General features: G+C 60.9%; 18 protein-coding genes. 16 read left to right on the forward strand and 2 right to left on the reverse strand.

Annotated elements, in window-relative coordinates:
* Nucleotides 1-77 precede the first annotated feature (77 nt).
* Nucleotides 78-1226 carry a phosphoserine transaminase gene (locus U1A24_RS00945; RefSeq protein ID WP_322320115.1) on the reverse strand — a complete coding sequence of 383 codons (1149 nt, stop codon included), beginning with the start codon at nt 1224-1226 and terminating at the stop codon, nt 78-80.
* Between the two features lie 151 nt (nt 1227-1377).
* Here U1A24_RS00945 and serB point away from each other — a divergent pair, with 151 nt between their 5' ends.
* Genes serB through U1A24_RS00960 form a run of 3 tightly spaced genes read left to right on the forward strand, consistent with a single transcriptional unit; the run spans nt 1378 to nt 3492 of the window.
* Nucleotides 1378-2253 carry a phosphoserine phosphatase SerB gene (gene serB / locus U1A24_RS00950; RefSeq protein WP_322320116.1) on the forward strand — a complete coding sequence of 292 codons (876 nt, stop codon included), beginning with the start codon at nt 1378-1380 and terminating at the stop codon, nt 2251-2253.
* Nucleotides 2250-2738, forward strand: a complete 489-nt coding sequence (locus U1A24_RS00955) for a GNAT family N-acetyltransferase (RefSeq protein WP_322320117.1) — start codon at nt 2250-2252, stop codon at nt 2736-2738. Before serB ends, U1A24_RS00955 begins: the two co-directional genes overlap by 4 nt.
* Nucleotides 2731-3492 (forward strand): TSUP family transporter, encoded by a 762-nt coding sequence (locus tag U1A24_RS00960; protein ID WP_322320118.1) that lies wholly within the window; start codon nt 2731-2733, stop codon nt 3490-3492. The genes U1A24_RS00955 and U1A24_RS00960 overlap by 8 nt, the downstream gene beginning before the upstream one ends.
* A 149-nt stretch (nt 3493-3641) precedes the next feature.
* Here the strand turns inward: U1A24_RS00960 and zapE are convergent, their stop codons facing one another.
* The gene (zapE, locus tag U1A24_RS00965; protein WP_322320119.1) at nt 3642-4721 is read right to left on the reverse strand and encodes a cell division protein ZapE; all 1080 of its coding nucleotides are present in this window, start codon (nt 4719-4721) and stop codon (nt 3642-3644) included.
* Nucleotides 4722-4953: 232 nt separating this feature from the next.
* Here zapE and tssK point away from each other — a divergent pair, with 232 nt between their 5' ends.
* The 13 genes from tssK to U1A24_RS01030 all read left to right on the forward strand — a co-directional run bounded on the left by tssK (nt 4954) and on the right by U1A24_RS01030 (nt 23749).
* Nucleotides 4954-6285 carry a type VI secretion system baseplate subunit TssK gene (gene tssK, locus U1A24_RS00970; RefSeq protein WP_322320120.1) on the forward strand — a complete coding sequence of 444 codons (1332 nt, stop codon included), beginning with the start codon at nt 4954-4956 and terminating at the stop codon, nt 6283-6285.
* Entirely contained in the window at nt 6282-7991 is a 1710-nt protein-coding gene (icmH, locus tag U1A24_RS00975) for a type IVB secretion system protein IcmH/DotU (RefSeq protein WP_322320121.1), read from the forward strand. The genes tssK and icmH overlap by 4 nt, the downstream gene beginning before the upstream one ends.
* The gene (tssM, locus tag U1A24_RS00980; protein WP_322320122.1) at nt 7988-11563 is read left to right on the forward strand and encodes a type VI secretion system membrane subunit TssM; all 3576 of its coding nucleotides are present in this window, start codon (nt 7988-7990) and stop codon (nt 11561-11563) included. The genes icmH and tssM overlap by 4 nt, the downstream gene beginning before the upstream one ends.
* Nucleotides 11564-12190, forward strand: coding sequence for a type VI secretion system-associated protein TagF (gene tagF, locus U1A24_RS00985; protein ID WP_322320123.1), 627 nt, complete (start codon nt 11564-11566; stop codon nt 12188-12190).
* A 78-nt stretch (nt 12191-12268) separates the two neighbouring features.
* Complete coding sequence (locus tag U1A24_RS00990; protein WP_322320124.1) at nt 12269-13012, forward strand: PP2C family protein-serine/threonine phosphatase; 744 nt, start codon at nt 12269-12271, stop codon at nt 13010-13012.
* The gene (locus tag U1A24_RS00995; RefSeq protein WP_322320125.1) at nt 13009-15654 is read left to right on the forward strand and encodes a protein kinase domain-containing protein; all 2646 of its coding nucleotides are present in this window, start codon (nt 13009-13011) and stop codon (nt 15652-15654) included. The genes U1A24_RS00990 and U1A24_RS00995 overlap by 4 nt, the downstream gene beginning before the upstream one ends.
* Before the next feature lie 99 nt (nt 15655-15753).
* Nucleotides 15754-17628 (forward strand): type VI secretion system Vgr family protein, encoded by a 1875-nt coding sequence (locus tag U1A24_RS01000; protein ID WP_322320126.1) that lies wholly within the window; start codon nt 15754-15756, stop codon nt 17626-17628.
* A complete protein-coding gene (locus U1A24_RS01005; protein WP_322320127.1) occupies nt 17628-18224 on the forward strand; it encodes a DUF6931 family protein in 597 nt (198 codons plus the stop codon). Before U1A24_RS01000 ends, U1A24_RS01005 begins: the two co-directional genes overlap by 1 nt.
* Before the next feature lie 42 nt (nt 18225-18266).
* Nucleotides 18267-19520: a type VI secretion system-associated FHA domain protein TagH gene (tagH, locus tag U1A24_RS01010; protein ID WP_322320128.1), complete on the forward strand. Its 1254-nt coding sequence runs from the start codon at nt 18267-18269 to the stop codon at nt 19518-19520.
* A 157-nt stretch (nt 19521-19677) separates the two neighbouring features.
* On the forward strand, nt 19678-20976 hold the full coding sequence (locus tag U1A24_RS01015) for an ImpA family type VI secretion system protein (RefSeq protein ID WP_322320129.1): 1299 nt from the start codon (nt 19678-19680) through the stop codon (nt 20974-20976).
* A gap of 132 nt (nt 20977-21108) precedes the next feature.
* The gene (gene tssB / locus U1A24_RS01020) at nt 21109-21633 is read left to right on the forward strand and encodes a type VI secretion system contractile sheath small subunit (RefSeq protein ID WP_322320130.1); all 525 of its coding nucleotides are present in this window, start codon (nt 21109-21111) and stop codon (nt 21631-21633) included.
* Nucleotides 21634-21693: 60 nt separating this feature from the next.
* Entirely contained in the window at nt 21694-23181 is a 1488-nt protein-coding gene (gene tssC, locus U1A24_RS01025) for a type VI secretion system contractile sheath large subunit (RefSeq protein WP_322320131.1), read from the forward strand.
* A gap of 67 nt (nt 23182-23248) precedes the next feature.
* On the forward strand, nt 23249-23749 hold the full coding sequence (locus tag U1A24_RS01030; RefSeq protein WP_322320132.1) for a type VI secretion system tube protein Hcp: 501 nt from the start codon (nt 23249-23251) through the stop codon (nt 23747-23749).
* The last annotated feature ends 23 nt before the right edge of the window (nt 23750-23772 follow it).

Below are 23772 nucleotides of genomic sequence, written 5' to 3' on the forward strand. Positions count from 1 at the left end.
CATGATCCTTAAGTTGTGGTGGGTTAACACCCACCCTACGGATGAGGGGTAGGGTGGGCATTAACCCACCACTTGTTTCAAACTTGTGCGGCAATTTCCGCGTCAAAGGCATGGGCGAGCCACGGCATCAGCGCCGCCACGTCAGCGGTTTCCACGGTCGAGCCGCACCAGATCCGCAGGCCCGCGGGCGCGTCGCGATAGGCACCAATGTCATAGGCGACCTTGGCCTGCTCCAGCCGCTTGGCAACCGCTTTGGCGAACGCCTCACCATCCTTGATGCGGGGGTCGTTGAATTTCAGGCACACAGAGGTCGTCGAGGCAATCGCCGGGGTTTCGGCAAGATTTTGCAGCCACGGATTGGCAGCGCAGAAATCCCAAACCACTTTCGCATTGGCCGTAGCCCGACCTACAAGACCTTCCAGCCCGCCGACCGATTGCGCCCATTTCAGCGACACCAGATAATCTTCCACCGCCAGCATTGACGGAGTGTTGATCGTCTCACCCACAAAGATGCCTTCGATGACTTTGCCCTTGCTGGTCATGCGGAAAATCTTCGGCAAAGGCCATGCAGGAGTGTAGCTTTCCAGCCGTTCGACCGCGCGAGGCGACAGGATGATCATACCATGCGCGCCCTCGCCGCCCAGCACTTTCTGCCAGCTAAAGGTTGTCACATCCAACTTCGCCCAATCGAGATGCATCGCGAAGGCGGCCGAGGTGGCGTCGCAGATGGTCAGGCCCTGACGGTCGGCGGGAATCGCATCGGCGTTGGGCAGACGGCAGCCCGAGGTGGTGCCGTTCCAGGTGAACACCACGTCGGAATTGAAGTCGACGGTGGCGAAGTCAACAATCTGGCCATATGGCGCGACTTTGACCTTCGCATTCAGTTTCAACTGCTTGACCACATCGGTCACCCAGCCTTCGCCAAAGCTTTCCCAAGCCAGCATTTCAACCGGGCGGGCACCCAGCAGCGACCACATCGCCATCTCAACCGCACCGGTGTCAGAACCGGGGACGATGCCGATGCGGTAGTCGGCAGGGACGTTCAAAATTTCACGGGTCAGCTCAATCGCCTGCTTCAGCTTGGCCTTGCCGACAGCGGCACGGTGCGAGCGGCCCAGAGGCGCATCACCAAGCATATCAAGGGTATAACCGGGGATCTTGGCGCAGGGGCCAGAAGAAAAGCGCGGGTTTGCCGGACGCGTCGCCGGGGCGGTAAAGTCAGCCATGGTATCCTCACAGATAAATGCCCTTCGTTGGGGAAGGGTGTCCCGCCGCCGTGCATATTGGCCCAGTCGGGGTGGCGCAAGCCAAATAATCGCGCTATTCCGGCGCATCATCTGCAAAAACCGACACAAATCTCCACTATCGGAAACACGCATGTTCGTAGCCACTTTGTTGACCAATCCCAATCGCCCCGTTCTTGACCGCGTGACGGTCGAGTCTTTGCGCAACGCTTGGGGTGGCGGGGATGCGGCTTGGCTTGATCCGGGTGTGGCGGCGGAATTCACCGTGCCGGAGATGCCTGTAAACCGTTGGGATGTGTGGCAAGGCCTGCAAGGCATGGGCGTTGATCTGGTGGTGCAGCCTGCGGCGGGTCGGCGCAAAAAGCTGTTGATCGCCGATATGGACAGCACGATGATCCAGCAGGAATGTATTGACGAATTGGCAGACGAGGCTGGCGTGGGCGCCTATGTGGCGGGGATCACCGCGCGGGCGATGAATGGCGAGTTGGATTTTGAAGATGCACTGCGCGAGCGGGTTGGCTTGCTGAAGGGTCTACCTGTGACGGTGATCGCTCAGGTGGTGCGCGACCGCATCACATTGATGCCCGGCGGCCCGGTGCTTTTGGCGACGATGAAAGCCAATGGTGCCTATGCGGCACTGGTCTCAGGCGGGTTCACGGCCTTTACCTCTGCGATTGCCGGAATGCTGGGGTTCGATGAGAATCGCGCCAATATCCTGCTGATCGAGGATAACGTGCTAACCGGGCAGGTGGCCGAGCCGATCCTGGGTCGTGCCGCGAAAGTAACGGCGCTCGAGGAAATTTCGGCGCGGTTGGGGATTTCTGAAACCGATGCCATTGCGGTGGGTGATGGCGCGAACGATCTTGGGATGCTTGGGTTGGCCGGGGCCGGGGTTGCGCTGCACGCCAAGCCGTCGGTCGCCGCGCAGTGTGATTTGCGGGTGAACCACGGTGATCTGACGGCGCTGTTGTATATTCAGGGCTATGCCCGCGAGGAGTTTTCGGCATGATCATTCGCCCCGCCACCCCGCACGACGCTGGTGTGATGTCGGAATTACAGAACCGCATAATCCATATTGGCGGCACCACCGCGCATGAGGTCGAGCATGATGCTGCCTATGTCGATGCGCATTACATCAGCGGACCGGGGGTGATCTGTTGCCATCTGGCCGAGGATGACAGCGGATTGATCGGGTTTCAGTCGATGGGCCAAAACGAAGCTTTGCCCGAAAACTGGGGCGATATCGGCAGCTATGTAAACCCGGATCGGCAACGCACCGGGGCGGGGGCGGCGCTGTTTGCGGCCACTCTGGCGGTCGCGCGGCAAAAGCGGGTGGCGGTGATCAACGCCACCATCCGCGCAGATAATGTGCCCGGATTGGGTTATTACAGCCGCCGGGGATTTGTCGATTACGCGTTTGAGCCCGAGTATCAGTTGAAAGATGGCCGCCGCGTCGGCCGGATTTCCAAACGCTTCGAGGTCAGTGGTGTTTGAAATCGCCACCCATCTGGCGCTGCTGCTGGTCTGTGCTGCATTCGTTGCAGGCTTTGTCGATGCCATCGCAGGCGGCGGTGGTCTGATCTCGGTCCCCGCCCTGCTGCTGGCCGGGGCTTCGCCGATTGAGGCTTTGGCGACCAACAAGCTTCAGGGCAGTTTTGGTGCGGGCACGGCGGTGCTGGCCTATGCTCGGGCGGGGCATGTGCGGCCGTTGGATCAGTTGGGCATGGCGGCAGTCGCGGCCATTGCTGGGGGGGTGGGCGCGCTGGTGGCGCATCTGATGCCTGCCGAGGTGTTGCGGGTGATCATGCCGGTGGTGTTGGTTGCGGTGGCGCTGTTCTTTGCCTTCAAACCGGGGCTGTCGGATGCGAACCGGGTGGAGCGGATCAAGCCTGCGGTGTTTACGTTTACCGCCGTGCCGTTGATTGCCGCCTATGATGGCTTCTTCGGGCCGGGGACGGGCAGTTTCTTCATGCTGGCGTTTGTGATGCTGGCGGGGTTTGGGGTTTTGAAGGCGACGGCCCATACAAAGATGCTGAACTTTGCCTCGAATATCGGCTCGCTGGCGGTGTTTGTCTGGAGTGGAGCAACCTGGTGGGGGGTTGGTCTTGCGATGGCTGCGGGGCAGGTCGCGGGGGCGGCTTTGGGGGCCAAGCTTGCGATGCGGATCGGGGCGCGGTTGATCAAGCCTTTGCTGGTGGTGACCTCGACAGGGATGGCTTTGCGGTTGCTGTGGCAGGCTTTTGGCTGAGGTCCCAACTCGGGACCAAATTTTGTTGTTTTATGTCAGTGGGTTGACATAGGCGCATTAAGGGATTTTTAACGTTTCGGCTGGTTCGGTGGTGGCACTGGGGGTTTCACACCCCCGGCTTGGCCAGCCCAGCGCGCAGGCTGCTGGCCCTATTGCCCCCAATCGGCGGCTTGCATTTCGCGCAACCGACTTGCGGTGCGTTCAAATTCAAAGCTGCCAGAGCCTTCGATATACAGCCGCTCGGGTTCATCTGCTGCCGAGCAGATCAGTTTGGTTTTGGCCTCATACAAAGCGTCGATCAGGGTGACGAAGCGTTTGGCCTCGTTGTAGTTGCTGGCGGAAAGCTGGGGGATGTCTTCGAGGATCAGCACGCGGACCGCACTTGCGATGGCGAGAAAATCGGCGGGACCGAGGGGTTTGGCGCAAAGCTCCCAGAAGGTGGCGCGACCGATGCCGCTTGCGAAGCGGGGCAGCACGGTTTCGCGGCCATTGACCGGCAGGCGCAGGGGGTCGCCGGAAGCCCCGCCGGTGAGATCGCGCCAGATCGCGTTGATCGCGCCTTGGGCTTTGCCTGCGGGGTGGAAATAGACCTGCGCCCCGGTCAGACGGTGTTGGCGGTAATCGTTGAGCGAGGCGATTTCATCAACCTCTAGCCGCGCGCGCAGCATGGCGATGAAGGGCAGAAACAGGGCGCGGCTGAGGCCGTCTTTATACAGATCCTCGGGCGGGCGGTTGGAGGTGGTGACGATCACCACGCCTGCAGCCAGCAATTTCTCAAACAAGCGCCCGACGATCATCGCATCGGTGATGTCGGTGATCTGCATTTCATCAAACGCCAGCAGGCGGACATCGCGACTGATCGCCTCGGCCACCGGAGCAATGGCGTCGTCAACGCCGCCCTTGCGGGCCTCGTGCATGGCGTGGTGGATTTCCTGCATGAAGGCGTGAAAATGCACGCGGCGTTTTTGCGTGATGTTCAGATGGGCGAAAAACAAGTCCATCAGCATCGACTTGCCGCGCCCTACCCCGCCCCACAGGTAAAGCCCTTTCGGCGGCGTCACCGGCTTGGCGAACAGGCCCGCAAACAGGCCGACTTTGCGGGTGGCATTGGCTTCCAGCCACAGGCGCAGCGTTTCCATCTGCGGCAGCAACGCCAGTTGGGCGGGGTCGGCGCGGAGGCGGCCTGCGGCCACTTCGGCCTGGTAAATCTCGGTCAGGGTCATTCGCATACCGTTGTATACCCGCGCCGCGCTGCGGGGGGAAGTCTGGGCCAGCTTTCTGGGCCAGCTTAAGGTGCAAAACCGATATGGCAATCTCGGGCTTGATCCGGCGGGACGCGCGCTGCAAACTGGCGGTAGATTTTCCTTTATGCCGCCGCTGTTTTTTCTAGGTGGCAGATTTAGAAGCGCTATTGTGGGCCCAAGGGCCGCCCGACTTGATGTTTGATGGATTGAGGTTTGCATGTCTTGGTATAGCAAGGTTGCGTGGAAGGAAGGGCTGTTCTTGCAGCCACACCACTTGCAGCAAAGTGACCGCTATGTGGAAAAGCTGATCGAGGCGCGGGTGCGGCATGTCTCGCCCTATCCCTGGGGCATCGAGGAAATGAAGGTCAACCGGGATCGCTTGCAGCAGGGGCGGATCGAATTGGCGTCTGTGGCGGGGATTTTCCCGGATGGCACGCCGTTTGAAGCACCGGGGATCTCGCCCTTGCCACGGGCGGTTGAAGTGCCTGCGGGGTCGGACGGGCTGGGGGTTTGGCTGACGCTGCCCGATCAGGTGATGAACGGGCGCGAAGTGGCGATGGAGGCGGAGGCCGGGTCGCGCTATGTTCTGGGCGCTGAGACGGTGGCGGATAGCGCCAGTGCTTTGCGGTTGGAGCAGCAGATTGAGGTCGCCTCGCCCCGGTTGGAATTGGACGTGCGGGCGACGGCGAAGCCCGGCTATCAGTGCATCAAGATCGCGCGGATCGTGGAAGTGCGCGACAATGTGGTGATCTTGGATGATGCGTTTCCACCGCCGTTGCTGACGATTTCGGCGCATGGCGTGGCTTTGGGCTGGCTGGACCGGGTGATCGGCTGGGTTGAAACCAAGCTAGAGAGCTTGGCGCGCTATGCGGCGGACCCCTCGGCGGCGGGCGGGTTGCAGGCGACAGATTATTTCATGTTGCTGTGTTTGAATAGGCAAATCAACGTGTTGCGGCATTTGCGGCAATCGCGCTATGTGCATCCCGAGCGGCTGTATGAGGAATTGCTGCGGTTTTCCGGTGAGTTGTGGACGTTTGATCAGGATAAGCGCTTGGCGCCGCCTTATGATGCCTATGACCATGCCGATCTGAAGGGTTCGGTAGAGCCTGTGGTGCGGGATATTCAGCGCTTGCTGAGCCGCGATGTGGGTCGGGCGACGCGGTTGGATCTGGTGCAGGTGCGGCAGAATTCTTATCTGGCGCAGGTGCCGGATCGGAACCTGTTCCGCGACGCGACTTTCGTTGTGGAAGTGGAGAGTTCGCGGGCTTTGACACTGGTGCAGCAGCAGTTTCCGCTGCTGTGCAAGGTGGGGCCGAACACCCGGATGTCAGAGATTGTGAACAACAACCTGCCGGGGATCGAGTTGATCCACATTCCGACGCCGCCGCGGCAGATCCGGGCGGTGTCGCGCAATGTGTATTTCATTCTGGAGAAGAATTCGCCGCTGTGGCGGGAGTTTTCGACGGCTCCGGCGATCGGGATGCATTTCGCCGGGGATTGGCCTGATCTGAAGATGGAGTTGTGGGCCATCGTGGAGACCAAGGCATGAGCGGCAAGGATGACGGCAACAAGGATAAGACCGTCATCGGGGGGCTCGGAATGCCCTCGCCTTTGCCGGGAGGGGTGACGCCGATGCCGGGGGGCAAGCGGCAGGTCAGCCCGAATGAACGCACGGTGATCGGTGGGGCCTTGCCGGGGGCTGGCGGGGCGTTTGGGCCGGGCGGGTTTGGGCCGCAGGGCGGGATACCTGCGGGCAGTTCGCCGGGGTTTGCGGGAGAGACGGATGCTTGGGGCGTGCCAGCGCCTGCTCCGGCTGGGGGTGGTCAGGGTGGCTTTGCGCCGATCCCGCCCGCATCTTCGACGCATCCGGGGGTGAATAGTCCGGGTTTTGGCGGGCAGCCGTTTGGGCAGGCGCCTGCTGCGCGCCCGGTGGCGGGGGCTTTTGCGCAACCGGATCAGTTTTTCCCGGATGCTTCGACCGCTCAGCCGACCAATTACGCCAATACCGGGCCGAAGATTGATCTGCGCCGCGCGCTGGTGGCGAAGGGGTTGGGGGCTGGCGGGCCGAAAAGCCCGATGCTGGCAGCGGCGGCGAACCTGTTGATTTTGTTCGGGCGCTTGCGGACTCAGATGGTTGAGATGGAGGCGGTTCCGTTGATGGAATACGTCACCCGCGAGATTGAGGGGTTTGAGGAGAACTGTCTTAAAGCGGGCGTGGACCCGCATCAGACGCAGGTGGCGAAGTATCTGCTGTGCGGCACGGCGGATGATATTGTGCAGAATATCCCCGGCACCGATCGGCATTTGTGGATTCAATATTCGATGGTGGCGCGGTTTTTCAATCGGCGCACCTCGGGCGTCGGGTTCTTCCAAGAGGTTGAAAAGGCGCTGCAGGCCCCGGCGCAGAATTTTCAGCTGCTGGAATTGGCAATGACCTGTCTGAGCCTTGGGTTTGAGGGACAGTATCGGTCGGCCCCCAACGGTGCGGTGGAATTGGCACGCATTCGCGGCATGATTTACGACAGCTTGCGGCGGGTGCAAAATCGCCCGGACGATGATATTTCACCGCGCTGGCAGCCGGTGATGGTGGGTGGGCGGCGGCGGTTTGGCGGCACTCCGCTGTGGGTGATCGGGTCGGTGCTGGGCGTGGTGCTGATGGGGGCTTATTTCGGGCTTTCCACCCTGATCGCGCAGGAGGGGTCTGTGGTGTCGCAACGGTTGTTGTCGCTGACGCCGACCTCGAAGATCAGCCTCGTGCGGGCGGTGGCGTTTACGCCGTTGGAAGTGGTGCCTGTCAGCGAAAGCAGCCAGCTTGACCGGCTGCAAGACAAGATGCAGGACGACATCGCGACGGGGCTAGTCACCGTCGACATCAAGGGCGATTTCATCTTCATCCGGGTCAGCAACGCGGCGCTGTTTGCCAGTGGCAAGGCGGAAACCAAGCAGGAGTTCAATGACTTGGGGGCGCGGATTACGGCGGCGTTGGATAAAGAGCCGGGACCGGTGTTTGTCTGGGGCTATACCGATAACGTGCCAATGTCGGGGCGCGGGCGGTTCAAAAACAACCACGATCTGTCGCTGGCGCGCGCCGAAGCGGTGAAAAAGGTGCTGGAGGTCGGGATGACCGACCCCACGCGCTTTGAGGTGGAAGGCAAGGGTGAGGCTGACCCGATCGGCGACAATGCCACCGACGACGGACGCGGCGCGAACCGTCGGGTGGAAATCATGATCAAGCGGGAAGAGACTTTGCAATGAAGTGGGTCAAGCTTGCGCTGGTTCTGATCGGGTTTTTGGCATTCTCTGCGGTGGTCTGGTTCGCGGGCCCGCTGATTGGCTTTGGCGAAGCCCGGCCGTTTGATGCGGAATGGGTGCGGGCGCTGATCATCGGTTTGCTGGCTTTGGTGCTGACCGTCTGGGGGCTGATCGCGTTTTTGCGGCGGCGCAAGGGCAGTGCCGCGCTGGAAAAGGCGATTGTGGTCGATGCGCCTGCAGGTGATGGCCGCGAGCTCGCCAGCCGGATGACAGCGGCTTTGAATACGCTGAAGAAATCGGGAAATTCAAAGACTTATCTGTATGACATGCCTTGGTATGTGATCATCGGGCCGCCCGGTTCGGGCAAGACCACGGCGCTGGTGAACAGCGAGATCAAATTTCCGCTGTCGGGCCAGCAGGGTGGGTTGCAAGGTTTTGGTGGGACTCGATATTGCGATTGGTGGTTTGCCGAAGACGCGGTGATGATCGACACGGCGGGGCGCTATACGACTCAGGATAGTGATGAGGGGACGGATAAAGCCTCGTGGACCGCGTTCCTGAATTTGTTGAAGAAAAACCGCCCGAAACAGCCGATCAACGGGGTTATTCTGGCGATTTCGGTGGCCGATCTGATGAACGCAGGGCCGGAGAAGATCACCGCCCATGCCGAAACGATCCGGGCGCGGCTGGGCGAGATTCACGAGACGTTGAAGGTGGATTTCCCGGTTTATGTGATGTTCACCAAGGCCGATCTGATCGCCGGGTTCCGCGAGTATTTCAGCAGTTTTGCGGCAGGGCGGCGCAAGAAGGTCTGGGGCGCGACCTTCCAGACTGAAAGCCGCAAGGAGCAGACGTTTGATCGGGTGGGCACCGAGTTTGATGCACTGGTGGCGCGGCTTTCCGATGAAGTGATTGACCGTTTGTCGGAAGAGCCTGACGGTGTGAACCGGATCGCGATTTTCGGGCTTCCCGGCCAGATGGCGATGCTGAAGGACGAGGTGGACTCGTTCCTGCGGCAAGTGTTTGAGCCGACGCGCTATAAGACTTCGGCCATTCTGCGTGGGTTCTATTTCACCTCGGGCACGCAGGAAGGCACGCCGATTGATCAGGTGCTGGGCGCGATGAGCCGGTCTTTGGGCGTGCAGGCGCAGCTTTCGGGCAAGGGCAAAAGTTTCTTCCTGCATGACCTGCTGACCAAGGTGATTTTCGGTGAACAGGGCTGGGTTTCCTATGATCGCAAGGCGGTGCGGCGGGCGTCCGTGCTGCGGATGGTGACGACGGCGGCGATGCTGTTGGCCTCGGCCGGGGTGCTGGGGGCATGGGGGTACAGTTACTTGAACAACCGCGCGCTGGTGGCCTCGGCACAGGCTGCGATGGCGGATTATGAGCTGGCGGCGACCGAGGATTTGCAGGCGATTGAGGTGAAGGACACCGATTTTCTGCGCGTGGGCAATGAGTTGAAGCTGCTGCGCACGATGCCTTCCGGGTTTGAATCGCCGGAGGAAGCCGAGGGCGATTGGACGCGCGGCTTTGGGTTGTCGCAGCAGGGCGCGATCCGGCAGGCGGCCCGGGATGCCTATGCGCAGGGGCTGGAGCGGCTGTTGCGGCCTCGGCTGGTGCTGCGGGTGGAAGGCCAGTTGCAGCAGTTCGTTTTGGCGAATGAGCCGATCCCGATTTATGAGACGTTGAAGGTCTATAAGCTGCTGGGCGGGGCTGCGCCTGCGCCGCAGGATGATCTGGTGAAGACCTGGTTCCATGATGATTGGGAACAGGTGATGTTCCCCGGCATCAACGAGGAACCGGCACGGGATATGCTGAACAAGCATCTGGCGGCGATGCTGGAGCTGGACGATACCACCGCCCCGACGGTGGAGTTGAACGCCGATCTGGTGGCGAAGGCGGAAGTAATTCTGGCGCGGATGTCGGTGGCGGATCAGGCCTATTCTTTGATCGTGGCGACGGCTCCGGTTTCTGGCCTGCCGGATTTCAACGTGGTGGAACGCGCCGGGCCGGATGCGCGACTGGTGTTTGAAACGCTGGACGGGTCTGACCTTGGCAATCTGACGGTGCCGGCTTTGTATACCTATGCCGGGTTCAACGACTTCTTTCTGGAGCAGTTGGCAGCGGTTGCGCATAAGCTTGAGACCGAACAATGGGTTATGGGCGAACAGGCGGCGGCGGCGAAGGTGGATGAGCAGTTGTCGCGGCTGGGGCCGCAGTTGCTGGCGCGGTATCGCGAGGATTATCTGGCGGCTTGGGATGCGGTGCTGTCGAATATCAAGCTCGCGCCGATGGCGGCGGATAAGCCTGCTTATATGGCGTTGTCGGCGGCCTCTTCACCCACCACTTCGCCAATTTTGAAGCTGGTGGAGGGGATTTCGGCGGAGACCAAGCTGACGCAGGCGTTGGAGCCGGAAGGGGTTTTGGATCAGGCCTCAAAGGATGCGGATGCTGTGGCCGGGGCGATCACCAAGGCGGGCAGCGATGTGACAAGCATGATCGCCAGCCGCACCAGTGGGTTGCAGCGGATCGGGTTGGATATCGCCCTCGCCGCCGGGAAATCGCAGAAACGCGCCGGGGCGGCAGCGGGGGCTGGACCGACGATTCCGGGCGCGGATATTGAGGCGCAGTTTGCCGAATATCACGCGCTGCTCGAAGGCACGCCGGGGACGCGGCCGATTGATGCGTTGTTGAACTCGCTGGGCGCGATCCAGCAGGGCTTGGTGATTGCGGCGGGGTTCAATCAGGCGGAGGCCAATGCGCAGATACCGGCGTTGATCGGGCAGTTGAAGACGGCGGCCAGCCGCTTGCCGCCGGAATTGTCGCGGATGGTCAGTGAGGCGGTGGATAATTTTGAGGGCGATGCGGCCTCGACCGCCGTGGCGCAGATCAACGCGGATCTGACCTCGCAGGTGGCGGCGGTGTGCGAAGGCATCGTGGACGGGCGCTATCCGTTCAGCAAAAGCCCGGCGCGGCAGGTGCCTTTGTCGGAATTCGCGCAGTTGTTTGCCCCGGATGGCGTGCTGGACCGGTTCTTCAATGCCAATCTGGCGATCCACGCCAATATGGGCGCGGGCGATTGGACATGGCGCGAGGATAGCCCGTTGGCGAAGAAGCTGAGCCTGCAAAGCCTGCGGCAGTTTCAGAAGGCGGCAGCGATCCGGGACGCGTTCTTTCCGGGGCGCTCGCCTGTGGTGAAACTGGATGTGACTGTGAACCAGATCACCGCGCATGACCGGATCAGGCAGTCTATTCTGGTGATTGACGATCAGCCAATCCAGATGCGCAAGGCGGGGAATACCCCGGTGACGGTGACTTGGCCGGGCGGGGCGGGGAATACTTCGGTGCAGTTGTTGCCCGAAATGAACAACCGCGAAAGCCAGATCATCTATCAGGGGCCTTGGGCATTCTTGCAGTTCATCCGCGATGGCAATCCGCGCCAGATCGGTGATGTGATGCAGGTGGATTATGTGATTGGCGGGCGCAATATCACCTATGAAATCCGGGTGAATGCGCTGGTGAACCCGTTCAACATGGCGGAACTGCGCGAGTTCCGCTGCCCGACAGGTCTGTAAATGCTGGCGCTGTATGGCAAGCATCCGTCGAAAGGGGATTTCATCGGCGGCGGTTTGCCGGTGCAGGCGGGGCTGGAGGGCTGGCTGGACAGTGCTTTGGCGGAAGCGCGGCATGGGCTGGATGCAGAGTGGGAGCCGGTTTGGAAATTGGCCCGGCCCTTGCGGTTCTGGATTGGGCCGAGTGTTTGGGGTGAGGCTGTGGCTGGGGTTCTGGGGGCGAGTTCTGATAAGGTCGGGCGGCGCTATCCTTTGCTGATTGCGGGGTTTGGGGCGGATTGCCCGCCTTGCCCGCTGCTTGACCCGGCACAGGACTGGCACGCGGGTGTCGAGGCCAAGCTGGTGGACCTGCTGGCAGCGGAGACTGCCGAGTTGAACGGCTTCGCCCTGCCCTGCCCTGTATCAATGGCGGCAGGCCCGCCGGATTTCTGGGCGGCGCGACCCGGCGCGGATATGGTGGGGTTGCTGGAGGACATTGCGCTGACCGACCATCACCGCGCCAGCCACAACCGCAGTTACTGGTGGATTGCCGGGGATGCGTCGCATCATTCACAGGTTTGGGCGGGAGAGGCTTTGCCCTCGGGCCATGTGCTTGCGTGGTTTTTGCGCGGCTATGCCGAGAATGGCTAGGCAGGTTCGTAACTTCCGGCTTATGCTGGCAGCAGTTTTTCAGCCCATCGGGCAAGTTTGTTTCAGGCGGGAGGGTCGATGATCGAGGCTCCATTTCAATTCGAGACCGGGGCCGCGAGCGATACGGGCCGCGTGCGCGATCACAATGAAGACAGTTTTCTGGCACTGCCCGAGGCCGGGGTTTGGGTTGTTGCCGATGGGATGGGCGGGCATCACGCGGGCGATTTTGCCAGCCGGACGATTGTGGAAAGCGTCGCCTCGCTGGGCCGCCCGGTATCTGCGCCCGATCTGCAAGCGCGGTTCATGGACAGGTTGCTTAGGGCACATCAGGCGATTCAAGACCAGTCGGCGCTGTTGAATGGCGCGACGGTGGGGGCGACTTTGGTGGCCTTGCTGGCGTTCGATCGGCATTTCGCCTGTGTGTGGTCGGGCGATAGCCGGATTTATCTGCTGCGGGCGGGGCAGTATACGCAGGTCACGGTGGACCATACCGAGGTGAATGAATTGCTGCGCACCGGTGCGATCACCGAAGAACAGGCGCTGACCTGGCCCCGGCGCAACGTGATCACGCGGGCGATTGGGGTGCATGAGCGGCCCTTGACCGATGAGCGTTCGGGTGGGCTGGCGGATGGCGACGTGTTTTTGCTGTGCTCGGATGGTTTGACCGAACATGTCGAAGACCACGAGATGACCGAGGCTTTGGCACGGTTGGCACCGCAGGCGGCTTGTGACGCGCTGGTGCAACTGACCTTGCAGCGCGGCGCGCGCGACAATGTCACCGTGCTGGTGGTGCGGGTGAGTGCGGCGAGGGCGTGGCAATGACAGACGCCTCAAATAACGGCCCAGCCAGCCCGAAAACCGGCCCGAACCATGCAACCACGGTGGCTTCCGGCACACTGATCATGGGCACCTATGAGATTGAGCGCTTGATCAACTCGGGCGGCATGGGTGAGGTTTATCGCGGTCGCAACATCCACAATGACGAGCCGGTGGCGATCAAGATCGTGCTGCCGAGTTTGGCGCATGACCCCAAGATCGTGGCGTTGTTCCAGAAGGAAAGCACCACGCTGTCGCGGCTGAGCCACGAAGCGATTGTGCGCTATCATGTGTTTACCGTCGATCCGACCATCGGGCGGCCCTGTATGGTGATGGAGTTTGTCTCGGGCACCTCGATGTCGGACCGGATCGAGCAAGGGCCGATGCCGGTGGAGGATGTGCGGGTGATGCTGCGGCGTGTGGCGGCGGGTCTGGACAAGGCGCATCGGGCGGGGGTGGTGCATCGCGATCTGTCGCCGGACAACGTGATCCTTGAGGATGGCCATGTTGAACACGCCAAGCTGATCGACTTTGGCATTGCGAAATCCACCGCTTTGGGGGCGGGGACTTTGTTGCAGGGGCAGTTTGCGGGCAAGTTCAACTGGGTATCTCCCGAGCAGTTGGGTGCGTTTGGCGGCACGGTTGATGGGCGGTCGGATATCTATTCGCTGGCGCTGGTGACGGCGGCGGCAAGCAAGGGTGAAGTGCTGCCGATGGGGGCGTCGATTGTCGATGCGGTCGGCAAGCGGTCTGGCGTGCCGGATTTAAGCGGGGTCGACGAGGGCTTGGTGCCGCTGCTGTCGTGGATGTTGCAACCCGATCCGGCGCTGCGGCCAGACAGCATGGCCAAGGTGATGGCGGCGGTGGATGATCCGGGCCTTGTGCCGCAGGTCGAGCCGCCTCAGCCGAAAGCGCCGGATCCGAACCGGACGGTTATTGGCGGGGCTTTGCCGATCCCCGAGCCGAAGCCGGTGTCAGTTGCGCCGGTGGTGGAAGCGCCGGTTTCTGTGGCGCCGGTTTCTGTGACGCCTGTGGGGACGAAAACCTCGGCTCCGGTCGGGGCGACGGTGATTGCGGCAGTGACGCAAGCCCCGGAAAGCGAAGATGTCAGCCCATTTGGCGCGCCGGGAGTGGCCGTTGCCCAACCGGTGCAGAATGAGCCGCTGGTGGTGAAGAACAGCAAGAGCGGCTTGATCGCGGTGGTGGCCCTGCTGGCTTTGGGCGGTGGGGCGGCGGGGGCCTATTTCGGCGGAGTGTTTGACGGCAAAGCGGTACCTGTCGCTGGGGAAACCCAGACGGAGGCCGATGCGCGGGTGAAGGCCGAGGCGGAAGAGCAAGCGGCCGCAGAGCAGGCGGCTGCCGAGGCGAAAGCAGAAGAAGATGCGGCCGCGGCGAAGGCTGCTGAGGATGCAGCGGCTGTTAAGGCTGCGGCGGATGCCAAAGCGGCCGAGGATGCGGCCAAGCAAGCAGAGGCAGATGCGGCGGCTCAGAAGGCTGCCGAAGAGCTTGCTGCGCAAAAGGCCGCTGATGAGGCGGCGGCGAAACTGGCGGCGGATCAGGCGGCAGCGCAAAAAGCGGCGGACGAGGCAGCGGCGCAGAAGGCAGCTGAGGAAGCCGCTGCTCAGCAAACCGCGGCGCAAAAGGCTGAGGCGGATGCGGCGGCCAGGAAGGCGGCGGAGGAGCTTGCTGCCAAACAGGCGGCAGAGGCGGCCGCCGCGCAGAAGCTGGCCGAGGAAGCGGCGGCGCAAAAAGCGGCGGATGAGGCGGCGGCGCAGCAGGCTGCCGAGGCAGAGGCGCAAAGGCTGGCGGAAGAGGCGGCTGCGAGGCAGGCAGCGGAAGAAGCAGCGGCCAAGAAAGCCGCGGATGAGGCAGCGGCGAAGCAAGCGGCGGAGGCTGAACTTGCTGCGGCTGAGGCTGCGGCACTGAAAGCTGCCGAAGAGGCTGCCGCTGCGCAGAAATTGGCGGAGGAGGCGGCTGCGAAAAAGGCCGCTGAGGAAGCGGCGGCAAAGGCCGATCCGGTGGCCACGCAACTGGCGTATCTGGCCGGGATCAAGCCGCCGCTTTGCACGCTGGTGACGCTGCGCGAGGCCAAAGCCTCGGGCTTTGCACTTGAGGGCTATACAGCGGATCCGGCGGCGCTTGCAGGCTTTGCACGGGACTGGCAGGCGGCGACCTTGACCTCGCCAGAGCTTGCCGTGCGTCAGATCAACGCCCTGCAATGCCCGTTGATCGACTTTGCCACCCGCTACCCGGCACCGGATGTGGACCCGCTTGCGGTGGTGATGCCCAGCGCCAGTGAGGTGGTGAAAAGCGGCTCGAATGTCAGCGGCAAGGTCGAAGGGCTGGAGGGGCGGAACTTTGCGCTGTTCATCTTCTCGGAGGTGGGCGGGGCGACCAACCTCAAGCCCTGGACCACGCTTGGCGCGGATGGCGCGGCCAGTTTTGAGTTCAACCTGACGCTGGAGCCGAACGCCCCGCCCGCGCCGCAGATTCTGGTGGCGATGGTGACAGACAAGCCTTTGCCTGCACTGGATAAGGTGCCTGCGGGGGTGACGGCGCAGTCACTGATGCCGTTCCTGGAAAAGCAGTTGGAAAAGGCCGGGGTCAAACCAACCCTCAGCTTCGCCTATTTCCGGCTGGAAAACTGAACCGGATGGGCGCGCGCGGCTTTTCTTGCCAGATTGCTGCGGCCTGATGTAACGTGACGGGTATCCGGGGTTATTTTCCCCAACCTGCCTGTTTTACGCATGTTTTTTGAAAGCGATATCCAGATGCCAACAAGCTTTTCACAAGACAATCGCATCGGACGGATGTTCACGCCTTTGAAGGCGAATGATCTGGTGCTGATTGAGTTTTCTGGCAGCGAAGCGGTGAATGCGATCAGCCAGTTTCGCGTCAAAGCCCTGTCAAGCAAACCGATCTCCGAGATTGAACCGCTGCTTGGTGAAGCGGTGGCGGTGGAAATTGTCACCCCCTTGGGCGATGTGCGCGACTTTCACCAGATGGTTGATGCGATCCGCTATCTGGGGCCGGAGGGCAGCGCGCATGTCTATGAATTCGAGCTGCGGCCATGGTTCTGGCAGTTGTCGCGGCGGATCAATGCGCGGATCTTCCATGAGGTGAATGTGATCGACGTGATCCGCAAGATCGTCGATGAATATGGCAACTCCGATGTGGCGGGCTTTATTGACCTGACCGTGGGCAGCTTTCCGGTGCTGGAATATCTGGTGCAATACAACGAATCCGACATGGATTTCCTGTGTCGCCTGATGGAACGCTTCGGCATCAACTATCACTTTCTGATGGAGCCGACGCGTCATTCGCTGGTGCTGACCACCGGGGCGGATGCGTTCAGCGATGCGCCAGCTTCACCGCGCGCATTTAGCCCGCTTGGTAGCCGGGGCGATGCCACGGCAGAGCATTTCGATGCCTGGTCACCGCAGCGGCAACTGACCACCGGGGCGGTGCGGCTGGAGGATTACAACTTCAAAACCATTGGCGCGAATATGGAAGCCCGCCGCGAAAACTTGCGCGGCTTTGTTGGCGCGAATATGGAGAGCTTTAGCTATCCCGGCGTCTATCTGACGGCGGACGAGGGCAAGCCGATCGCACAGCGCCAACTTGATGCACACCGGATGACCGATGCCACGGTGCGGGCGCAGGGCAATGCCACCAGTCTGGGCGCGGGGATGAAGTTTCCATTGTCGGCACATTCTGATGCCGGGCAGTTGGACGAGTATGCCGTGCTGGCGGCACATCATTACATCTCGAACGGCAGCTTTCGCTCGGGGGGCGGGGCGGGCGACACCACCTACCACGGCACTTATCTGCTGACCCGCAGCGCCAATCCGATTGCGCCGCCGCGTCAAACCCGCCAGCCACGGGTGATTGGCCCGCAAACAGCGGTGGTGGTCACCGGGGCGGATGGCGATATTGACGAGTTTGGCCGCATCAAGGTCAAGTTCTTCTGGGCCCCTGATGATGTGTCGATGTATTGCCGGGTCTCGCAGATCTGGGCGCAAGATGAATGGGGCACCATCTTCATTCCGCATGTCGATATGGAAGTGGTGGTTGAATTTCTGGATGGCGACCCCGACCGGCCTTTGGTGACGGGCTGTGTGTGGAACGAGAAAAACCGCCCGCTGATGCCCGACAATCGGCTGACCAGTGGTTTCAAGACCGTGCGCAACAACCAGCTTTTCTTCTATGACACCGAAGGCAAGGAAGAAATCTACATCCGGGCGCAGCGCGATATGACCCGCGATGTGATGAATGATGACAAATCAAGCACCAAGGGCAAGCAGACCCTGAAGGTTGACGGCAGCAAAAGCGAAAGCGTCGGCGGCAGTTCTTCGTCCTCGGTTGGCGGCAATAAATCCACCTCGGTCAGCGGCGATGAAACCCATAAGGTGAAGGGCAGCCTGTCGATTGAATCGAAGACCAAGATCGAGTTGAAGGTGGGCACATCGAGCATCACGATTGACGAGACCTCGATCAAGATCAAAGCCTTGACGGTGGAAGTCGAAGCCACCGCCGAGTTGAAAACCAAAGCGGGTGCAATGGCCACACATGACGGGGGAGCGATGATGGTGATCAAGGGCGTTCTGGTGACGATCAACTGATGGGCAGCGCATCTGACACCACTCCGCCCGCCACCATCGCTCCTGCACCGGGGCTGAGGGTGCAACTGGGACGTCAGTTGTTCGGCACGATGCCGGAAATGGCGGATGATATCGTGGCGCGACCGGGGGAAGGCGAGCATGTGTTCGACTTTTGCCGCCGTCTGCGGTTGGGGGAAACGCCGGAAGAGGCGATCTCGTTGATGGCGTTTGCGTTGCAACCGCGCCCGGCGGTGTGGTGGGGGCATGAATGTCTGAAGGCGGCACCAGAGCTGTTGACCGAGCAGGACCGTGCGATGATGGAGCTTTGCGCCGCATGGGTGGGCGAACCGACCGAGGCCAATCGTTATCTGGCCTTGGATGCGGGTCTGCATGTGGCGGTGCGTGGGCCGGGGGCTTGGCTGGCGCTGGCGGTGGGCTGGGCGTCTGGCTCGATGGCACCGGAAGGTTTGCCGCCGGCACTGGTGCCGATGTTTGCGATTGGGCGGGCCTTGAACGCCGGGGTGTTGACGGCGCTGGCGCGGGTGGCGCAGGACAAGCGGCGGCGGATGCTGGACCACTATGTGGGCATGGCCGAGGTGCTGGCAAAAACCGCATAAGCGCCCTATCTTACAGTCTTGCCCCTTGGAAATGCCCCCGGAATGAAACTGACCCTGCGGATTGAGAATTTGGATAGCCTGCCGGATGGTGGGCCGCTGGAGTTTTCGGCAACTGCCCGCGGCTTTGAAGTGGGCCGCGATTCCGCGATGGATTGGACGCTGCCCGATCCGAACCGCCATATCTCCAGCCGGCATTTTGAGGTGACGTTTCGCGATGGTCAGTTCTGGCTGAACGACATTTCGACCAACGGCACGTTTATTTATGGCGCGGCGATGCGGGTGTCGTCGCCCTTGGCGCTGACGCATAATGAACGCTTGCAGGTGGGTCAGTATATCATCCGGGTGCTGGTGGTGGATCCTTCAGCGGCAAGTTTTGCGCCTGCGCCCGTGGCCCCGGTATCCGATCCGTGGAGCCTTGCGCCCAGCCCATCGCCGATGCCGCAATTCTCGACCACGCCGCTGCCGCCACCGACGCGGCCATCGCAGGCACTGGCGGGGCAGTTTGGCGATAGTTTCGTCGAAAACCCGCGCCCTGCGGCTTTCACACCGACCACGCCGCCACAGGATGTGCCGATTGCGCCACCTGCCAGCCCGTTGCCGCAAGCGGTGACAACGCCGCCCCCGGTGGTGAGTGCGCCGCCGCCTACCCCGCCCGCTTCTGAACCGTTTCCGCTGAAACCCGCGCCCGCGCAGATCGAAGCCCCGGCCGAAGCTTTGCCGCTGCTGGATGCGATCTGCAAAGGCGCGGGGTTGCCTGCGGGCAGTCTGTCGAAGGTGGATGTGACGCAACTGGGCGAAGACATTGGCAAATCCTTGCGCATCGCGACCGAGCAGTTGATGGCGCTGTTGGGTGCGCGAGCGGCGGCGAAGCAATTTGTCAAAAGTTCCAGCCGGACGATGATCGGCGGGGTGAACAACTCGCCATTGAAGTTCAAGCCGAACGCGACAGAAGCGCTGACCACGATGTTCGCGCAGAAGACCGAGAGTTATCTGGGGGCGGTGGCGGCGTTCAACCAAGGTTTTGACGATGTGAAACGCCACCAAACCGCAGTTTACGCGGCGATGCAGCCTGCGCTGGCACGGCTGTTGGAAGACCTTTCGCCCGAGTCGATTGAAGAGCGATCCACGGGTGGAATCATGTCATCGAAAAAGGCGCGGGCTTGGGAATTGTTTGTCGAACGTTGGGATGCCAAGACGCATCCCTATGAAAACGGCATGCTGGATGTGTTTTTGGCCTATTTCTCTGACGCTTACGATGAAGCGGTGAAGTCCGCCACTCCGAAAAACGGCGGTTGACCATGCCGCAGCGCGGCGCTAGCCTTCACATAAGTTTTGCAAAGGACCGACAATGACTGCCGCATTGATCACCCTTCTTCTTGGCACTGGCCTGCTGGCCGCGTTGCCGAAACCGCAGCCTGCGCGTGTTGCTGCGAACCGCAAGTAATCTTTCCCGATGCGGCTGGATGATCTGATCAAGCCGATCTCGCCGGACGCGCCCTGCGGTGAAGACCTGCTTGCGCTGGATGACCCGGATTATTGCGACTATTACTTCAATGTCGAAGACCGCCTGCCCACCAGTTACTTCAACATGGTGCGTGGCACGCTGTTTGACGCCAAATCTGTCGATCAGAAAGCTGAATCCGCGCAGATAGATGCGCTGCTGAAGCGCAGCCGCGATTTGCGGCTGTTGGGGCTTGAGGCGAAGTTTCAGATCCTCGCGGGCCGCTTCAAGGGCTTTGCCGATGCGGTGATGGGCTTTGCCGGTTTGATAGAGGCCTATCCCGGTGACGTGCATCCGGTGGATGCGGTGGATCGGCGCAACGCGATTGAGGAACTCAACGCGCTGGCGACGATTGCCGCCCCATTGGACTATGCGATCTTGCTGACCGACAAGCGGATCGGCGATGTGATCTATCGCGGCTATGGCACCGCTTCGGGCAAAATTCCGACGCGCGAGGGCGAGCAGCCGGGAGATGTTGGCAATATCACCGGCGCGCTGAGCTCGGCAGAGAATGCCAAGGCCGTCGATGCGCTTTATGCGCAGTTGACCGGGCTGCGGGCCGCAATCAAGACCATTGTTCAACTGTGCCAATCGGGCGCGCAACCCTTCGCGCCCAAGCTGGACCGGCTGGATGACAAGCTGGCCGATATTCTGGCGATGGTGGTCGCGGCCCGCGGTGATCTGGGCGCGGCCGTAGCTCCGGTGGTTGAGGGGACCGAGGGCGAGGCTGCGGCCCCGATTTCAGCGGGTGCAGCCACCACGATCACCGTGCAAACCGGCACGACTGAAGTGCCGAACCACCGCATCGCTTATCAGCTGTTGCAAGCGGTGGAGCGTTATTTTGCCACCACCGAACCGGCCTCGCTGGCGCTGGTGCTGGTGACGCAATCGCGGCTATTGATCGGGCGGCCCTTGGTGGAAGCTTTGGACGCTTTGCTTGAAAACTCGGCGGGTTACGCGACGATCAGCTTTGGCACTGAAACCGGATTTGCGATCTCGATGGCGCGGATGCGCGATCTGTCGGGACAGGCGAATATCGCCAGTGACGACTACGCAACCCCGGATGAAAACGATCCAGCCGCGCCCGAGGTGGTCAGCCGCGATCATGCAGGTCAGATCCTGAAGCAGATCGAAGATTTCTTTCGGATGCGCGAACCTGCCAGCCCAATTCCGATCCTGCTGTTCAAAGCCCGGAATATGCTGTCTAAAGACTTCCACGCACTCGTGCGCGAATTGATTCCGCCTTCCTGATTTTGCGGCCTTATTTTGCAGGGCTGACCACCGTTTTATTTGACCAAATGCCCGTTTCTGGCGCAGAGTTGAAATCAGTTGACTTGTAGCGCCGCTGCGGCTTTCCTTTTCGTATTAGACAGGAGAATTGTTATGGCCTCTTCCGATTCAGCCACCGGCTTTATCAAACGCAATCGACCGCCGCGTGTGCAGATTTCTTATGCCGATCCGATTGAAGCGAACAAGCAGGTCGAACTGCCCTTTGTGATGGGCATCATGTCGGACCTGTCTGGCAATGCCAGCAAAGTCGAAAAGCTGCCTGTCGCCGAGCGTGAGTTTACCGCTGTGTCTTCTGACACGCTGGATGACTTTATGGAAAGCGTCTCGCCGGGTCTGGCGATCAACGTTGACAACAAGCTTGACCCGGAACAGGGCGGCAAGCTTTCGATCAACCTGAACTTCAAGAAAATGGCTGACCTGTCGCCCGGTGAAATCGCCCGGCAGGTGCCCGCCCTGAACACATTGCTGGAGGCGCGGCAGCAACTTGCCAACCTTGCGCGTTACATGAACGGCAAATCCGGGGCGCAGGAACAACTGAAGCAGTTGCTGGCTGACCCGGCACTGATGGCTGCGCTGAATGAACGCCGTGCCGCCACCAAGCCCGAGGGCGAAGAGTAAATCCGTAGCCCGCGCGCCGTTGCAGGCCGCGTTTTCCACAAGACATTTTAGGACATCGACATGGCAACTGAACTGCAACAAGACGGCGGAGCCGGTGGCGCCCTGCACGAGTTGGATGAATTCTCGGCAATCCTGAAACAGAATTTCAAACCGCGCAGCGATGTCGCCGCGCGCGAGGTTGAAAATGCCGTCGGCACGCTGGTGCGTGAGGCCTTGGCCGATGACAGCGTGATTGCCGATGATATTCTGGATACCATCGACAAGATGCTGGCCAAGATCGACGAAAAGCTGTCGGCACAGGTCAATGAGATCATCCACAACGCCGAGTATCAAAAGCTGGAAAGCTCTTGGCGTGGGTTGGCTTACACGGTGAACAACACCGAGTCCGATGCAACGCTGAAGTTGCAGGTGATGAACATCTCGAAGACCGAACTCGACAAGGAACTGCGCGGCTATCCGGGTGCCAAATGGGACCAAAGCCCGTTGTTCAAAAAGATCTACGAGGCTGAGTTTGGCCAGTTGGGCGGCCAGCCCTTTGGTGCGCTGGTCGGCGACTTTGCGTTTGACCATTCTTCAAGCGATGTCCGCCTGCTGCGCGATCTGGGCAAGATTGCGGCCGCAGCACATGCGCCTTTCATCACCTCACCTGCGCCGACCCTGATGGGGATGGACAGCTGGAACGAGCTTGGCAATCCGCGTGATCTGTCCACGGTGTTCGACACGCCTGACTATGCGGGCTGGAACTCGCTGCGCGACTCGGAAAACTCGCGCTATATCGCGCTGGCGATGCCGCGTGTGCTGTCACGCTCGCCCTACGGTCAGAATGGCGAGCCGGTGGAAGAGTTTAACTTCGAGGAAGTCACCGACGGCCACGAAGGCAAGCAATACGCCTGGATGAACGCCGCCCATGCGATGGCGGTGAACATCAACCGCGCCCATAAGGAATATGGCTGGACCGTGCAAATTCGCGGTGTCACCTCGGGCGGCGAGATTTCCAGCCTGCCGGTGCATAATTTCGACACCGGCGATGGCTCGACCGATATGAAATGCCCGACCGAGTTTGCGATCAGCGACCGCCGCGAAGGCGAGCTTTCCAAATCGGGGATCATGCCACTGATCCACCGCAAGAACACCGACCGCGCCGCATTCTTGGGCGCGCAATCGTTGTACCGACCGAAGAAATATCAGAACGAAGAGGCCACGGCCTCGGACAATCTGTCTTCGCGCATCCCCTATATCTTCGCGATCTCGCGCTTCAGCCATTATCTGAAGTGCATGGTGCGGGACATGGTCGGTTCAAACCGCGAACAGGCGCAGCTGGAGAAAGAGCTGCAAAACTGGATCAACCAGTATGTTCACGGTAACCCTGGCACCGCATCTGAGCGGGAGAAAGCCTTGATGCCCTTGGCTGCGGCCAAGGTGGAAGTGATCGCGGATGAAGAAAACCCCGGCTACTATGTCGGCAAATTCTTCCTTCGTCCGCACTATCAGCTGGAAGGCATGGATATCGGGATGAGCCTGGTCTCCAAGCTGCCGTCTGGCAAATAAGTCGCGGCTGGGGCCCGAACTCACATGGGTGCCCGGCAGCTAAAGTTACATTCAAAGGAGAGTACAGATGGCCGGTACAGACATTTTTCTGAAGGTTGGCAGCAACATCAACGGTGAATCCACCGATGACCAATTCAAAGACCACCTGAATATTGAAAGCTACAGCTGGGGCGTCACCCAGCAAGGCACATTCAGCGCCGGTTCGGGCGCAGGCGGCGGCGCAGGGCGTTCGGTGGTGCAGGACATGCATTTCCAGAAACTGATCTGCAAAGCCTCGCCGGAACTGATGATCGCTTGCGCCACAGGCAAGCATATCCCGGATGCGACGCTGTTCGTGCGCAAAGCCACTGGCGACAAGGCAATGGTCTATTTCCAGTTCGAGATGAAAGACGTGCTGGTATCGTCGTATCAAACCGGCTCGGGCGGCGGTCAGGGCGCGTTGATCAACGAATCCTTCGGCTTCAACTTCCGCGAGTTGACACTGACCTATTGGCAGCAGACCGCTGCGGGTGGCCAGGGCGCGAAAGTGCAGAAGAAATACGATCTCGCGACCAACAAAGGCTCCTGATATCAAAGGCCGGGCGGGTTGTT

It is taken from the genome of Cypionkella sp., from assembly GCF_034376685.1.
Taxonomy (GTDB): Bacteria; Pseudomonadota; Alphaproteobacteria; order Rhodobacterales; family Rhodobacteraceae; genus Cypionkella.